Below are 15881 nucleotides of genomic sequence, written 5' to 3' on the forward strand. Positions count from 1 at the left end.
CGGAACATAACATGCTGTGCATAAAGATGGCGGTTGCTTGGCTATATAAGAGGTTGCACTCAATCCAAAGTGGTGGTTGCTTGACGCAATTGTTTTAAAAATTGACTTGCCGATATTTCACCTACCAAACGCAGATGACGATATTCATGACCCTGTTCATTGAAAAATAAAAAGGTAGGCGGAGCGATGACATTAAATTTCTTAAGCAGTGCCTTATCGTCATTATTATTGGCAGTAATATCGATTTTTAAAACGACAAATTGTTTTAATGCTTCTTCAACTTCAGGGTCTTTAAATGTGGTTGCCTCCATAATTTGGCAGGAGGCGCACCAGTCAGCATAGAAATCCAGCATGACTGGTTTGCCTTTGGCATTGGCAATCGCTTCTTCAACTTCATTAACCGTTTTAACGGTTTGGACAGGAAAGTTTACTGCAGCATTTGCTGTCGAATGGACGCTTGCCAATGGTTGTAAGGGATTGCTGTTACCCATGCTGGCTCCAATCAGAATAAGTATCCCGTAAACGAGCAGGATGATGCCGCATCCTTGTAGCCACCGCGCTTGAGAACCTGTCCTGCTTAAAGCACCACAATAGACGCCTGTAAAAATTAATAAAGCGGCCCACAGGAACATGATTAGCATTCCCGGCAGGATGCGGCCCAGGAGATAAATGGCAACAGCAAGTAAAAGGACTCCAAAAAAAGCCTTTACAGCGTTCATCCATTTACCCGCTTTAGGGAGCCATTTTCCAGCGGAAGTGCCGATGAGCAGTAAGGGTATCCCCATGCCTAAGCCGAGAAAAAACAAGGCTGAACTGCCAATAATCACATTACCGCTATGAGCGATGTATCCCAAGGCGCCAATAAGAGGTGCTGTTACACAGGGGGATAAAACAAGCGTGGATAAACTCCCCATGACAGCAGCCCCCAGGTAATGACCGCTTGCCTGACTGCGGCTGGCACTGGCAAATTTTGCTTGCCAGGAAGCAGGAAAGCGTAACTCATAATAACCAAACATGGAAAGCGCCAACAGAATAAAAACAAGGCTGAATAAACCGATAGCCCAAGGAGACTGCATAATGATTTGCAGGTTACTGCCCAGTAAGGCAACCACTGCACCAACCAGTGCATAAGTTACGGACATGCTCAGCACATAGCTTAATGAGAGAAAAAAGGCTTTTCGGGTGGACAGACCGCTGCCATGCCCTACAATAATGCCGGAAAGTACGGGGATCATCGGTAAAACACAAGGCGTGAAGGATAACAGCAATCCGAAGCCTAAAAAACTCAACATTACAATCAGCCAATGGTGGTTATCAAAAACGGCTTCGACCTCATCAACGGGTTGTTGTTTAACTATAGCGTCCTGAGGAGTTGGCGTTGTTTCAATGGTAGCCTCGGATAAGGCCAGGTCATTATTGATGGTTAATTTAATCTGCCGGGTTTCCGGGGGATAACAGAAACCATCATCGGCACAACCTTGAAAATGCAAGGCAAGTAACGTCTCTCCGGGATATTCCCCCAGGAGTGCGACAGGTAATGATAACTTGTTACGATAAATGGGGTAGGTATGTCCCTGCTTATCTGTTCTTGTGAGGGGTTCAGGGAATCGTAGAGTGCCAATATGGATGTTGCTATTGGGTTGCTCGGTTAGTTTAATCCGATCACTGTAAAGAAAATAACCTGGTTTGATTGTCCAGTTAACGGTAAATGTATTGGGATCGATGGGCGTTACATTAACCTGAAAGACCTCTGCTGCCGGCAGAGGATTAGCATGACTGATTAATGAAACAAGATACAATACTGGCAATAAAACCCAATTTTTCATAAGCGTAAACTGCTCGATGTTAAATCAAAGGCCATTGTAGTACATCTCCTGCAAGGTCACAATTTAAGACACCATAGATGGGGCGATTAAAGCTGCGGTTTTCCTTTTAAAGATACAAGCCTGGATGAAGCGTCAGCGGAATCCGCGGTCGGGTCTAATCATCACCAGCCGCAGTCTCGCACTGCCTATAAATACCTTAAAGAACCAACAGCAGTGGGCAAGAAAACAAAAATTTTTAATCTTCCCCCTTGAAAATTATTTAACTGCCCCCAAATGCCTGTCATCAGCGATGTTATACCAGGTTGTCTGAGTGAATGTGAAAACTCAATAGCCTGAACAAGTATCCATGATGCTTGCATAACTCGCTAAAGCAGAGCTTACTCTGAATTATAGGTGATAACGAAAACCAGGAGAAAACAAGTATGAAAATTCGTCCTTTACACGATCGCGTTGTTGTTCGTCGCATGGAAGAAGAGCGCACCAGCGCAGGTGGCATTGTGATTCCCGATAGCGCTACTGAAAAACCAATGCGTGGCGAAGTCATTGCTGTTGGAGTTGGTAAAGCATTAGACAATGGTGATGTTCGTGCGTTAGCCGTAAAAGTAGGGGATGTAGTCCTGTTTGGCAAATACTCAGGCACTGAAGTCAAGTTAGGTGGTGAAGAACTGGTTGTGATGCGCGAAGATGACATCATGGGTGTGATTGAGAAGTAATATAACAAAACAGTTTTAAAGGAGATTATATAATGGCTAAAGAAATACGTTCTGGTGATGATGCACGTCAAAAAATGATTAATGGAGTAAATATTCTGGCGAATGCTGTACAACAAACGATGGGTCCAAGTGGACGTAACGTGGTGCTGGAAAAATCATTCGGTGCTCCTACCGTAACAAAAGACGGTGTCTCTGTTGCCAAAGAAATTGAACTGCAAGATCGTTTCGAGAATATGGGTGCGCAGATGGTTAAAGAAGTTGCTTCAAAAACTTCTGATACGGCTGGTGATGGTACTACCACTGCTACTGTATTGGCACGTGCTATTATCGTAGAAGGCAACAAAGCCGTTGCTGCTGGAATGAACCCAATGGATCTGAAGCGCGGTATTGATAAAGGGGTTACTGCGGTTACCAAACAATTGCAATCAATGTCCAAGCCTTGCAAAGATGGCAAGTCCATTGCCCAGGTTGGAACAATTTCTGCTAACTCCGATCAGGCAATTGGTGACATCATTGCTGAAGCGATGGAAAAAGTTGGTAAAGAAGGCGTCATTACTGTTGAAGATGGTAATAGCCTTGAGAATGAATTATCTGTTGTTGAAGGTATGCAGTTTGACCGCGGCTATATTTCTCCATACTTTATCAACAATCAACAAAACATGAGTACAGAGCTTGAGCATCCTTATATTCTTCTGGTTGACAAGAAAATCTCTAATATTCGTGAAATGCTTTCTGTATTGGAAGGTGTTGCCAAATCAGGCCGTCCTTTATTGATCATTGCTGAAGATGTTGAAGGTGAAGCCCTGGCAACTCTGGTTGTTAACAATATGCGTGGTATTGTAAAAGTATGTGCAGTTAAAGCGCCTGGTTTTGGCGATCGTCGTAAAGCAATGTTACAGGATATTGCTATTCTGACTAATGGCCAGGTCATTTCTGAAGAAATTGGCAAAAACCTGGAAGGTGCTGCATTAGAAGATTTGGGTTCTGCAAAGCGTATCGTAGTAACCAAAGAAAATACCACTATCATTGACGGAGAAGGGAAACAATCAGAAATCAGTGCACGTATTACTCAAATCCGTGCTCAGATGGAAGAAACTTCTTCTGATTACGATCGTGAAAAATTGCAGGAGCGTGTTGCCAAATTAGCTGGCGGTGTTGCTGTAATTAAAGTTGGTGCTGCTACTGAAGTGGAAATGAAAGAGAAGAAGGCGCGCGTTGAAGATGCGCTTCATGCAACTCGAGCTGCTGTTGAAGAAGGTATCGTTGCTGGTGGCGGTGTTGCCTTGATTCGTGCACAAAAAGCATTAGATGGCTTGAAAGGCGAAAATGCTGATCAAGACATGGGTATTAATATCCTGCGACGTGCTATCGAGTCTCCTCTTCGCCAAATCGTTGCCAATGCCGGCTATGAGTCTTCCGTAGTTGTTAACAAAGTTGCTGAAAACAAAGAGAACTTCGGTTTCAATGCGGCTACTGGCGAGTATGGCGATATGGTTGAGCTGGGTATCATCGACCCAACCAAAGTTACTCGTACTGCGCTGCAAAACGCAGCTTCCGTTGCAAGTCTGATGCTAACTACGGAGTGCATGATTGCTGAGCTTCCAAAACAAGAATCAGCAGGTGCTTCTGATATGGGTGGCATGGGCGGTATGGGTGGCATGGGTGGCATGGGCATGATGTAATTTCCCTGCCTCCTTTTAAAAACCCGCCAATTGGCGGGTTTTTTTATGGAAAAATTTACTACCAGAGCAAGTTAATTGTTCTAAACTATAAAGAGCAACAGCCAATTGGCTTAAACCATAACTAATATCCAGGGAGCATTAATTATGGTAAGTAAACGAAGTATTGTGAAAGCTAGCGAAATAACCGGCGTTGTTGTTAAAAATCTGGAAGGGGAAAACCTTGGAACCATCAATGAAGTGGTTATTGACAAGGCTTTTGGCAAAGTGAATTATCTGGTGCTTGATTTTGGTGGTATTTTGGGTTTTGGCAGTAAGTATTTTGCCTTGCCTTGGCATCTATTTAAATATGATACTATAGAAGACTGTTTTATTATTAGTATGGATAAAAAGCGTTTGGAGAATGCCCCTGGCTTTGATAAAGAACATTGGCCTGATTTTGCTGCCTCAGAGTTTACTGCTAAAATTGATAAGTATTATGGATAAATAAATATAAAAGGATAAGGAAATAACCATGAATAAAAAGCCCTCTAGACCCCAGGAAGAAAACCCCACTTCAGATCCGGTATCTACAAATAACAAAAGACGCTCCCGCCAGTCTCAGCAAGAGTCTGTTGATGAGCATTATCAGCAAATGAAACAGAGTACTGGCGAGCTTCTGGAGGAGGGAAAAAAAATACTTCTTGAGGCCCAGGATACGTTTAAAGAGTACTCTGATGAGTTGGCAAAAAATGTCAAAAAAAACCCGCTTACTTCCGTTCTTATTGCCGGCGGGATAGGCTTTATTTTATCTTCACTTTTTAGAAAGTGAACATGATAAATTTTATTGAGCATTTGGAAGGACTTATTGCCAGCAAAGTTGCTTTGAGCAAGGGGTTGTTTACACTATTAAAATTGGAGGCACGGCTTGCCGGACTAACTGTATACCCCTTGCTAATTAATCTGGGGATGCTAATAGCATTATGTTTTTCGACCTGGCTGACAGCGGTTTTTTTGGCAGGTTATATAATCATGCTTTTTGCGGGAATGTTAGCAGCAATTATCACGGTATTGTTGGTTAATCTGCTCATGCTATTTTTTATTATTAAGCGACTGATTTTATGTTTAAGGCACATGAGCTTTGAAAAAACAAGAGCGTTGTTACATCAACCAAAGGATGGTTATGAGCTCACGCAAGGAACTACAGAATTCCATTAATCAGCTGGAAAATAAACTCCAAATGGAGAAAGCCAGGTTGCTGCAGCATAAGCAATATTTCAGGCGTCTGATAGAGAATCATCGGTATGTTTTGCTTGGTTTATTATTGCCCACCTTTCTGGCTGGTTGGCGGGAAGGTAAGCGGGCAGATGCCGGTAAAATGTTAAGGGGCTTTTTGCGGTTTATGTTAGCGACTGCGTTGGCAGGTATGCGTGAAAAGCCTTTGATATCCAGGGTTTCAAAAGTATTGAAATAGAAAATTAGACGATACGTTAATTTATCAACTATCATTACATTTCATGGGTTACTTTACAATAGAAGTTATTTATCAGTTTAATTTAAACAATTGATTTTAAATTTTATTTTTTTTCAGCTATGTTAAATATAACAATAGAATAAAGGAGCAATGGATTATGGCTGATGTAATGAAAAAATTATCGATCCTTATGGCAGATACTTATGCACTGTATCTAAAAACACAAAATTATCACTGGCATGTGACGGGGCCTCAATTTAAAGGTTTGCATGAGTTATTTGAAATGCAATATCTGGAGCTGGCTGACGCTGTAGATACTGTTGCAGAGCGTATTCGCGCACTGGGGCATAATGCGCCAGCGACGTTTAGAGAATTTGAAAGCCTAAAGCGCATTCAAGATGGTGATGCCAATAAAAGTGCAAATGAGATGGTTACTGAGCTTGCCCATGATCATGATACATTGGTGAAAGATTTAAATCAGGCGATGACTCTTGTTCAGGAAAGTAAGGATGAGGGTACCGTCAATTTACTGGGCGATAGAATTACAGCCCATGAAAAGGCACGTTGGATGCTAAATTCCTCTCGGGGTTAAGCAGAGTTCTCTCAATTGCTCACGCAAACATACTTTGTAATCCATCACAAGGTGTTTGTTAGGGTATGAACATAAACCCCGCATCCAGTGGATGAGGTGTTGTAATAGCCTGGATGGAGCGTCAGCCAAATCAGGGAATATGAGTTTATAATCAAGCTTCGATCCCGGTTTCGCTGACGCTTTATCCAGGCTATTAATTACCATCACCCGCAGTTTTATACCCAAGTCTAAAACAGGCATTTTGAAGTATCTTAGGTATAATCGCACCCGGTGGATGTTTAGAGATGAAAATCTCAGATAAATGAGATATTATCTCCAAGTTTGTTGACAATTAGAACCAGAGCCTAGATTCCGCGCTTTATGCGCGGAATCTAGGCTCAAACCTTTTTAAAAGGATAGTTGGTTGCGTGTGGTTTGCGTGGATCCCGCGCATAAAGCACGCGAAGTGAGCAGTTTAAGTTGAAATGTCAACAGACTCTAGTACAACGTTTCACTGAATCTGTCCAGTTTGTCATTCCCGCGCAGGCGGGAATCTATCTCTCAGGTGAAGTGAGGAGCTAAATTGGGCTTGGATTCCCGCCTGCGCGGGAATGGCAGTGTAAGACAGAATCAGTGAAACGTTGTACCAGGTTCTGTGAACCAATTTTTTCGCAAAGCGAAAATGTGGGTGATTGAGTACCATGGTGTCTTTGAATGAGGCGAATAGCTGGCTCTATCTAACGAATTCAAAGATATCATGGTGCCAATTAGACGCATTTGCAGCTGTGAAAATTTTTGCTCACAGAACCTAGGCTTCAATTAAATATCTCCCTGTCAGCTACATAGTCAGGACTTATCCAAGGAATTTCAGGATTGGTTAATTCGTGATAGAACTTCTTTTTTCTACCAGCCTTTTCCTTAGCGCATTTTTGCTCTTTGCTATTCAGCCAATGGTGGCAAAGGCATTGTTGCCTGTTTTTGGAGGAACACCAGCAGTATGGACTGTATGCATGCTTTTTTTTCAATCCTTATTATTGGTTGCCTATGGTTATGCCTGGTTACTCAGTCGTATTCCTGATTCATTGACTTGGCGGCTGTCGCATAGTTTTTTTGTCCTGCTGAGCCTGTTTGTTTTACCGCTTGGTTTTTCTCCTGCATTTATAGGGGAAGGAACGCCTGAGTTGGTAATCCTGGGTTATTTGCTACGGCATTTGGGATTACCTTTGTTGATAGTTGGAGCTTCAGCACCGCTACTGCAATTTGCTTATAGCCACACGAAGGGTAAGCAGGCCCATGATCCTTATTTTTTGTACGTGGCAAGTAATCTTGGCAGTTTATTGGCCTTAGCCGCTTATCCCTGGTTAATCGAACGTTATATTGGCTTAAGTAAGCAGTTTTATTACTGGAATTTTATTTTTGGAGTTTATGTTATCTTACTGGCGGTTGTCTTTTTTGCCTTTTCCTACCGGCATTTACAGAAAACCACAATCAAGACAACGCAATTGGACTGGTTAGTGATTTTAAAGTGGATTGGTTATAGTTTTATTCCTTGCAGCTTAATGTTAAGTGTTACTTCGTTTATATCTACTGATATTGCCGCGACGCCTTTATTCTGGGTTATTCCTTTAGCGCTTTATTTGCTTTCATTTGTGATTACTTTTGCCAAACGGCCGTTGATTTCTCATGAATGGATTGAGCGAAATGCTTTATTTTTTATTATTTTTCCAATTCTTGGTTTTATTTTTAACTCAAATTCCATACAAGCTTGGCAGCTAATCATTTTCCACCTGCTAAATTTTTTTGTATTAGCCTTATTGTGTCATGGGCATTTAGTCAATACGCGACCTCCTTCCGGACAACTCACTATTTTTTATCTCTCCCTGGCTTTTGGAGGAATGCTGGCCGGTTTATTCAATGGACTTATTGCCCCAAGGCTTTTTAATGCTGTCTATGAGTATCCCCTGGTACTGGCGTTGGCAACACTGTGTATTCCTTTATTTAAACAAAAAGGCTTGAGGATGATGCCTTTGCTGGTACTGGCAGTGTTGCTGGTCAATTATTATTTACCCAATCAAGGTGGGTTAATCCTGATAAAAAAATACAAAATTGCCGAGGTTCTGGCGCTGTGTCTGGCTCTTCTTTGGGCACGAAATAGTATTGGTTTATTTGTTGGTGTGAGTATTTTATTTTTTTACCTGTTTTCTCCCTGGTTTAAAGGAACCCAGGTTATTCTCCAGCAACGTAATTTTTACGGGGTGAAGCAAGTTTTTTCTTTGGCAGGAACGAATGTTTTAATGAGCCAGAATACGGTTCATGGTTTTCAACTGCAGCAACCAGAAGCTTCTCTGGATGGGGCAATGGCTTATTATGCGCCTGTACTGGCCGTGGTGCAGCAGTTGCAACGTCTTCATCAGCCGTTGCGCTCCATTATTCTGGGATTAGGTACAGGAATGATGGCTTGCCAATATCAAAAAGGTGATCAGGTGAAGATGATTGATATTGATGAGCAAGTTATCTGGATTGCGAGTAAAAGCGGATTATTCAGTTACCTGCGGGATTGCCCGGCGCAAGTCTCCCTGATTGAAGGTGATGGGCGCATGGTGTTGCATGATGGCGCTGATGCAGGGGCAGAATTATTGATAGTTGATGCATTTTCTTCTGATGCTATACCCATGCACCTGCTAACATTGGAAGCGTTCCAATTATATCAACAGAAAATCACTCCGGATGGTGTCATCCTGGTGCACATCAGTAATCGTCATTTAAGGCTGTTACCGGTTTTAACCGCAGCCGGCCGTCAACTTGATTTAATTGTCTTGCATAAGTTCCATTCTGCTGATAACAAGAAAGGGCAGTTGGCTTCTGAGTGGGTATTACTGACGGCCAATCAACCACTGGCTTTGACATTAATGCGTGAGGAAGGATGGCATTTTGTGGCTGAAGGTAAAACTATTTTATGGACTGATGACTATTCTAACTTAATCCCATTGCTGAAATAGTAAGGAACATGACAGCTTTAAGCGATTTTTTTAGGAGGAAAAAGAGATGGGCTTTGAAAAACTGGACAAAGATAGTTTATTTAAGCTATTTGGCTTTCTTTCCAGAAGCCAATTGCAGAATTTAAAAGGGACAAACAAGCCTCTCAGAAAGGCAATAGAAGAGTTTATACTCACCTCAGAGAAAATCGAACCTTCAACTTTTTTTTATGTCGGCAAGCCGTTTAATCTACCATCTGAACCATTTTGGCAAAGGAAAGTTAATTCTCATATCCCATCTTTTCCATTTCCGCGAGGATTTCCTGAGCTAATCCACAAGTCGTATAAAAGTGATGAAAAAGAGGTAAGACTCTTTAAAAAATATGCTGACGCTTACAATTATGTGTGTTCTCTTAGGCATAAGGATCTAAAATTGAGTGTGGAAAAAGGAGGATGGTATAACCCTCCTGTTATTCCTGTCTTTGAAGTCAATTTTTCGGGTAAGAATGTCAAAGAAATTACGTTTAGTTCCACCGGCAATAAAATTCACTGCCTGATTGCAGACGCAAAGGAAGTTATCCCTTTTCGTGCTTATTGGAATACATTTTCTTTCATGGAGATAAGAGAGGAACTTTTACTACAAATCGATAAAGAGAAAGAGGGCTGTCAGACGAATAAATTCTGTTCTATTATTTAAAATTACATACAGACTTTCTAGATGAGAGGGAGAATTCCTTGATATTATATTTCACTACTTCTTTCAATGAACGGGTTTCTTCAAAAACTTTCCTTTGCCGCTCGGAACTGGTTCCGGATTGAAGAATAGTCTCGAGGGCTGCAAAATAATGGAAGTAGTCGAGTTGTCTAACATAAGGTTGCAGCTTTTCAATCCACTCATCAAGGTCATCGCGCATTAATTTTAACTTTCCGTCAGTATTAATTACTAATTCGGCATCCAGGCCATAACGAATTGCCCGCCATTTGTTTTCTCGTGAAAGCCAATAAGGAGGACAGGTAACGGATTCAAGCCAGCTGCCGTTATCTGTAAACCAATGGGCCAGTGTATGGATGAAGGCAACTATAGCAAATGTTTCAGCCAGGGTCGCTGCACCATCACAAACACGAATTTCCAGGGTGCCAAATCCAGGGCTCGGTCTAAGATCCCACCATAGATCTTTAATTGACTTGATAGAGCCGCAAGCCCTTAACGTATAATACAAATGCTCGAAATCCTGCCATTTGCTAACATGATAGGGTTGGCCTGCCGTTGGTAATGCTTCATACGTGGTCGGCCGGCATGAGGCAAGGCCTGTGTCAATTCCTTGCCAGAAAGGAGAACTGGAAGATAAGGCTAAAAGGTGGGGTAAAAAATACATAAAGAAATTGTTAAAACGAATGCAATCCTCCCCGCTTGCCATTCCCAAATGAACATGCAGTCCATACACTCCCATACGGCGTGTGAGCCATTGGTTGCGATCAATTAACTCCAGATAGCGGTCTGTGGGGGAGATAATCCAGTCCGCATATTTTGAAAATGGATGAGAACCTGTGGCAGCAAACAATAGATCTAATTTTTGTGTTTCATACTGTAGACTGGCCAGGGTTTCTTGCAAGTCTATTTCTGCTTCTTGCACGTTGTCGCATTTCCCAGTATTAAGCTCGATGGTGCTTAAGTAGAACTCTGGTTTTACTTTGTTGCTATGAGCCATAATCTTTAACACTTCTTCTGCACAAGAGGATAAATTGTAGTTTTCAGGATTGATTAATTGCAGCTCAATTTCGACACCTAAGGTAAGTACCCCGTTACTGTGGAAAGAGATTTCGTTATCGGCAAATAAAGGTTCAGATGGTGATATTGTGTTTGCCAGAGATTCAGTTACTTCTTTTTGCATGATATTTATAATCCTTCTATATGTCGCATTCTCAGAGGCGTAACTAGCTGTAACATAATCCTGAAGCCACACGTCAAGCATTTATTCTTGCTAATATGACTAACTTAATACAAAAATTACTTCATGTCATATAATTAACATCCTGTGAGAGGGGTAACTGGGTTAATTTAAAGCACATCACTATTGATTCAACGATTATGCCATTGATTAATTATTAAACGAATAATGAGAGCAGGTTTTTCTGGATGAATGCCAGTTAACTATTTGCTAGAATAGGCCCTGTCATAATGTTCGTGAGATAATGAATGATTCATACTCTGGATGCAGAAAAACTTGATTCTTTAAATGAGGTTGATCAGCAAAAAGCACTGGTTTCATTGGAATCGGGTAAAGTAATTTATCTTCCTTCTTATTCATTTACGCTGCAGCCTGATGAGAAAGACCGATTGTTTTCGGATAATCTGCTGGATAGCAAGCATAAAAATCTCAGTTTTGATTATCGTACCGGCCGGTTGGGGGGTATTCAGTCTGAGGGGCAAACTACCTCAGCGAATATGTTGAAAGCCCTGATGCAACGCTATGCTGAGTTTGCCAAACACCTGGCAGCTACGGTTTTTCCTGAGTATCAGGATTCCTTGCTTTGGGGAAGAACCAGTTACCGCCCAGCGGAAATAAAGGGGCGTAGCAGTTCAAAGCGTAAGGATGATACCCGGTTGCATGTTGATTCTTTCCCCTCAACGCCAGTGAATGGCCAGCGAATACTGCGTATTTTTTGTAACATAAATCCTGATGACAAGCCCCGGGTCTGGCATTTGGGTGAGTCGTTTGACAAAGTGATGGAGCGTTTTGCAACTTCTATTCCGGCTTATAACCGTACTGTCGCCAAATTTCTATATTGGATGAGGGCAACAAAATCACTTCGTTCACCCTATGATCATTATCAGCTTAATTTGCATGATAAAATGAAACTGGACGATGAATATCAACAGTCCGTTGATAAGCAGCGTGTTGAATTCAAACCGCAAAGTACATGGATAGTGTTTACTGATCAAGTCTCCCATGCGGCGTTAAGCGGCCAGTTTTTATTGGAACAAACCTTTTATTTACCGGTTGAAGCGATGATGGATCCGGCACTTTCTCCCTTAAAGTATTGGGAGAACAACAAAGCAGCTTCCTTTGTCGGCTACCTTAGTTGATGATGCGGCTAAGAAATTTGTAGCCCGGATGAAGCGCCAGCGAAATCCGGGATCGGAGCTTGATAATAAACACATGCCCCCGCGGACTACCATTGATTACCAACCGCAGCCCGGCATTTCGCTATATCTAGTCAGCAATTCGCTTTCGCTGTACAATAATGCGCTTAGTAAAAAACGCAACGGGAACCTCATGTTGGAAGTAAATCAAATCAATCTTGCTTTAGCTGATTTGGATAAGCGTACCGCAGCGCTTAGGGGGTATCTTTAACTTCGATCAGAAGCGTGAGCGGTTGGAAGAAGTTATTCGTGAGTTGGAGTCTTCTGAAGTTTGGAATCACCCCGAGCAGGCGCAGGCACTAGGGCGAGAACGCGCTCAATTGGAAGCGGTTGTTAATCAATTAGAGCAAATAAGCCAATCTATTGCTGAATTGTCTGAACTTTTTGAACTCGCTCGTTCTGAGAATGACGATAGTGCTATTTCCGATGTAGCACAAGAGGTAAATGCAATAGAACAACGGGTTGCTGGTCTGGAATTCCGGCGGATGTTCGCCGGGAAGATGGACAATGCAAATGCCTACTTGGATATTCAGGCAGGCTCAGGCGGCACTGAGGCACAAGACTGGGCTGAAATGTTACTGAGGATGTACTTGCGTTGGGGGGAGCAACATGGCTTTACTACCGAGCTAGTAGAATGTTCAGCGGGTGAGGTTGCCGGTATTAAGAGTGCTACCATTCATTTTACTGGCGAATATGCTTACGGTTGGCTACGTACTGAAACAGGTGTCCATCGTTTAGTGCGGAAATCTCCTTTTGATTCAGGAAATCGCCGCCATACTTCGTTTGCGGCTGTTTTTGTTTCACCGGAAGTAGACGATGACATAGAGATTGAAATTAATCCGGCTGATTTGCGCATAGATACCTATCGTGCTTCTGGCGCAGGCGGGCAGCATGTTAACCGTACCGACTCAGCGGTACGAATTACTCATATGCCGAGTGGCATTGTTGTGCAGTGTCAGACTGATAGAAGCCAGCATAAAAACAAAGATCATGCGATGAAGCAATTACGTGCCAAATTGTATGAAATGGAAATACAGAAGAAAAATGCTGCCCAGCAGGCTTTAGAAGCCAACAAATCAGATATCGGCTGGGGATCGCAGATTCGTTCCTATGTACTGGACCAGTCGCGAATTAAAGACTTGCGTACAGGCGTTGAAACCAGCAATACACAGGCGGTTCTAGATGGGGATTTAGACCAATTTATCGAGGCCAGTTTAAAGGCAGGAGTAGGGGAAGTATGACAGAAGAACATCATCTGGATGAAAGTGAAGTTTATCAGATTCGCAAGCAAAAACTCGCTGATTTACGTAACGAAGGATTCAATTTTCCCAATCAGTTTCGTCGTCATAATTTAGCGATGGACTTGCTCGATGAGTACGCACAGATTGCCAAAGAAAATCTGGCCGAACAGCATATAAAAGTTGCTGTGGCAGGCCGTATTGTTTTACGCCGCATTATGGGGAAGGCCAGCTTTTTCCATATCCAGGATGTTTCTGGCCGCATACAAATCTATGCACGTCAGAACGAATTGCCCGAACTCTATGAACAATTTAAACATTGGGACTTGGGTGATATTGTTGGTGTCCGTGGCGAGTTATTTAAAACCAATACGGGGGAGTTAACTGTCAATGCAGAACACCTGGAGTTATTGACTAAATCCTTGCGCCCCTTGCCAGATAAATTTCATGGTTTGGCTGATCAGGAAATGCGTTATCGCAAACGTTATGTCGATTTGATTGCCAATGAGGAAAGCCGCCATACTTTTTTGCTACGTTCAAGGTTAATTACCGCCATTCGGCAGTTTATGGATGACCATCAGTTTCTGGAAGTAGAAACCCCCATGATGCATCCGATACCAGGTGGCGCATTGGCTCGTCCTTTTGTCACTCACCATAATACCCTGGATATGGAAATGTTTCTGCGAATCGCGCCTGAGCTTTATCTGAAGCGTCTGGTCGTTGGAGGGTTTGAGCGGGTTTATGAAATTAACCGTAACTTCCGAAACGAAGGCATTTCCACTCGCCATAATCCGGAATTTACAATGGTTGAGTTCTATCAGGCCTATGCGGATTATGAAAATTTAATGGATGTTACTGAACAGTTATTGCATTATTTATGCGATAAGGTGTTGGGGACACGACAAGTTGAGTACCAGGGGCAATTAATTGATTTTTCAAAACCTTTTGCTCGTATGAGTGTTAAGGATGCTGTGCTGCATTATCATCCTGATATGAATTCCGGGGCGCTTGAGACAATTGATGGTTGTCGGACTTTACTTGATAGCTTAAAAATAGCTTATAAGTCAATGGACGGATTAGGCAAATTGCAGATGCTTATATTTGAAGAAACAGTTGAGCATTTATTAATTCAACCGACCTTCATAACAGCATACCCCACAGAGGTTTCTCCTTTGGCAAGACGTAATGATACAAATCCAGAGGTTACTGATCGATTTGAATTTTTTATCGCTGGCCGAGAAATTGCCAATGGTTTTTCTGAGCTTAATGATGCCCAGGATCAGGCCGAACGTTTTCAAAGGCAGGTGGCTGAGAAGGATGCTGGTGATTTGGAGGCCATGCATTTTGATAGTGATTATATTGAAGCGTTGGAATATGGTATGCCGCCCACAGCAGGTGAGGGAATAGGAGTAGACAGGTTAGTGATGTTATTTACTAATTCTCCATCAATAAGAGATGTCATTCTGTTTCCTCATTTGCGACAAGTTTAAGGTTTGGATCACCTGAAGTCTAATATGTCTGATTATAAGTCAATAGAGGTGAAGGAAGAGGCATTAGGGAATAAGTCTTCTTTTTATAATTTAAGCAAGATGTGGCGCAATTGATATTACCTTAATATTTATTGGTTAAACTTCAATGCGCACACTTGTTTAAGAACATTGAAAAGTTAGCTGAGTGATTTTTATAGAAACAAATGCCTGCTTGATAGATTCTCCTATGCAGATTTGATTACCCCTCATTCCAGACAGAGGGAATGACGCTTCCCTGTCATGTGAAACTGAAAATTCATTAGCGATGGGTATATCTCCTTATCTATAATAAATTTATAGATAAGGAGATATAAAATGGATATTGAAAATAAATTAGAAGAGATTCTTATACTGCTTCGAGGCATAGAATATAAGATTGATGAATTTATGTCGCAACTTGATAATATTGAAAGTCTGTTAGATGAGCGGTTTGATGAGTTATTAAATAGAAATAAGGAATAAATTTTAAAATTTATTCTGTTTTTATCTTTTTTCAGGCAAAAAATAATTTGGGTATAGTTGGCCAATATTTATTCCCTACAAATTTCTGGTATCTCCCCAAATTTATCATCCAGGATCCCAACTTGTCGAAGATAGAAGCGAATATCCAGAAACAAGATGGTTGGTGTCGCTAGATGGTTTGGTAAGTTTTAAGAATAAAAGTGAATGAATTTTTTTGATTTTAAATTATTAAAAAAGTATCCTAATTTGCAGTGGTTTTTTAATATTAAATTAACCTATAGGATGCTGGC

16 protein-coding genes are annotated in these 15881 nt (G+C 41.8%); 14 read left to right on the forward strand and 2 right to left on the reverse strand.

Going from position 1 to position 15881, the window contains the following annotated elements; genetic code table 11:
- Positions 1–59: 59 nt before the first annotated feature.
- Positions 60–1826, reverse strand: coding sequence for a protein-disulfide reductase DsbD (gene dsbD, locus E1O65_RS06575; protein ID WP_133132803.1), 1767 nt, complete (start codon positions 1824–1826; stop codon positions 60–62).
- A 422-nt stretch (positions 1827–2248) separates the two neighbouring features.
- On the opposite strand from dsbD, the gene E1O65_RS06580 reads away from it, so the two are divergent.
- From E1O65_RS06580 to E1O65_RS06620, 9 genes are all read left to right on the forward strand, one after another.
- On the forward strand, positions 2249–2539 hold the full coding sequence (locus E1O65_RS06580; protein WP_133132804.1) for a co-chaperone GroES: 291 nt from the start codon (positions 2249–2251) through the stop codon (positions 2537–2539).
- Positions 2540–2568: 29 nt separating this feature from the next.
- Entirely contained in the window at positions 2569–4221 is a 1653-nt protein-coding gene (groL, locus tag E1O65_RS06585) for a chaperonin GroEL (protein ID WP_242601550.1), read from the forward strand.
- Between the two features lie 144 nt (positions 4222–4365).
- Positions 4366–4704 carry a PRC-barrel domain-containing protein gene (locus E1O65_RS06590; protein WP_133132806.1) on the forward strand — a complete coding sequence of 113 codons (339 nt, stop codon included), beginning with the start codon at positions 4366–4368 and terminating at the stop codon, positions 4702–4704.
- A 28-nt stretch (positions 4705–4732) separates the two neighbouring features.
- A complete protein-coding gene (locus E1O65_RS06595) occupies positions 4733–5029 on the forward strand; it encodes a hypothetical protein (RefSeq protein ID WP_133132807.1) in 297 nt (98 codons plus the stop codon).
- Positions 5030–5031: 2 nt separating this feature from the next.
- Positions 5032–5415 carry a hypothetical protein gene (locus E1O65_RS06600; protein WP_133132808.1) on the forward strand — a complete coding sequence of 128 codons (384 nt, stop codon included), beginning with the start codon at positions 5032–5034 and terminating at the stop codon, positions 5413–5415.
- Positions 5381–5671, forward strand: coding sequence for a hypothetical protein (locus E1O65_RS06605; RefSeq protein ID WP_133132809.1), 291 nt, complete (start codon positions 5381–5383; stop codon positions 5669–5671). The genes E1O65_RS06600 and E1O65_RS06605 overlap by 35 nt, the downstream gene beginning before the upstream one ends.
- Positions 5672–5828: 157 nt before the next feature.
- On the forward strand, positions 5829–6263 hold the full coding sequence (locus E1O65_RS06610) for a DNA starvation/stationary phase protection protein (protein ID WP_133132810.1): 435 nt from the start codon (positions 5829–5831) through the stop codon (positions 6261–6263).
- A gap of 863 nt (positions 6264–7126) precedes the next feature.
- Positions 7127–9241 carry a fused MFS/spermidine synthase gene (locus E1O65_RS06615; RefSeq protein WP_133132811.1) on the forward strand — a complete coding sequence of 705 codons (2115 nt, stop codon included), beginning with the start codon at positions 7127–7129 and terminating at the stop codon, positions 9239–9241.
- Positions 9242–9287: 46 nt separating this feature from the next.
- Positions 9288–9914 (forward strand): hypothetical protein, encoded by a 627-nt coding sequence (locus tag E1O65_RS06620; protein WP_133132812.1) that lies wholly within the window; start codon positions 9288–9290, stop codon positions 9912–9914.
- Here the strand turns inward: E1O65_RS06620 and E1O65_RS06625 are convergent.
- Positions 9907–11109, reverse strand: a complete 1203-nt coding sequence (locus E1O65_RS06625) for a YbdK family carboxylate-amine ligase (protein ID WP_133132813.1) — start codon at positions 11107–11109, stop codon at positions 9907–9909. The genes E1O65_RS06620 and E1O65_RS06625 overlap by 8 nt on opposite strands.
- 305 nt (positions 11110–11414) lie before the next feature.
- On the opposite strand from E1O65_RS06625, the gene E1O65_RS06630 reads away from it, so the two are divergent.
- From E1O65_RS06630 to E1O65_RS12570, 5 genes are all read left to right on the forward strand, one after another.
- Positions 11415–12305: a Kdo hydroxylase family protein gene (locus E1O65_RS06630; protein WP_133132814.1), complete on the forward strand. Its 891-nt coding sequence runs from the start codon at positions 11415–11417 to the stop codon at positions 12303–12305.
- On the forward strand, positions 12286–12573 hold the full coding sequence (locus E1O65_RS12565; protein ID WP_165474915.1) for a hypothetical protein: 288 nt from the start codon (positions 12286–12288) through the stop codon (positions 12571–12573). The genes E1O65_RS06630 and E1O65_RS12565 overlap by 20 nt, the downstream gene beginning before the upstream one ends.
- Positions 12496–13603 (forward strand): peptide chain release factor 2 gene (gene prfB / locus E1O65_RS06635; RefSeq protein WP_133132819.1). Its coding sequence is split into 2 segments (ribosomal slippage): positions 12496–12570 and positions 12572–13603, totalling 1107 coding nucleotides; the frame shifts between segments, so codons are not numbered across the junction. Before E1O65_RS12565 ends, prfB begins: the two co-directional genes overlap by 78 nt.
- The gene (gene lysS, locus E1O65_RS06640; protein ID WP_133132815.1) at positions 13600–15090 is read left to right on the forward strand and encodes a lysine--tRNA ligase; all 1491 of its coding nucleotides are present in this window, start codon (positions 13600–13602) and stop codon (positions 15088–15090) included. Before prfB ends, lysS begins: the two co-directional genes overlap by 4 nt.
- 354 nt (positions 15091–15444) lie before the next feature.
- Positions 15445–15591 carry a hypothetical protein gene (locus E1O65_RS12570; RefSeq protein WP_165474918.1) on the forward strand — a complete coding sequence of 49 codons (147 nt, stop codon included), beginning with the start codon at positions 15445–15447 and terminating at the stop codon, positions 15589–15591.
- The last annotated feature ends 290 nt before the right edge of the window (positions 15592–15881 follow it).

Source organism: Legionella sp. W10-070 (assembly GCF_900640175.1).
Taxonomy (GTDB): Bacteria; Pseudomonadota; Gammaproteobacteria; order Legionellales; family Legionellaceae; genus Tatlockia.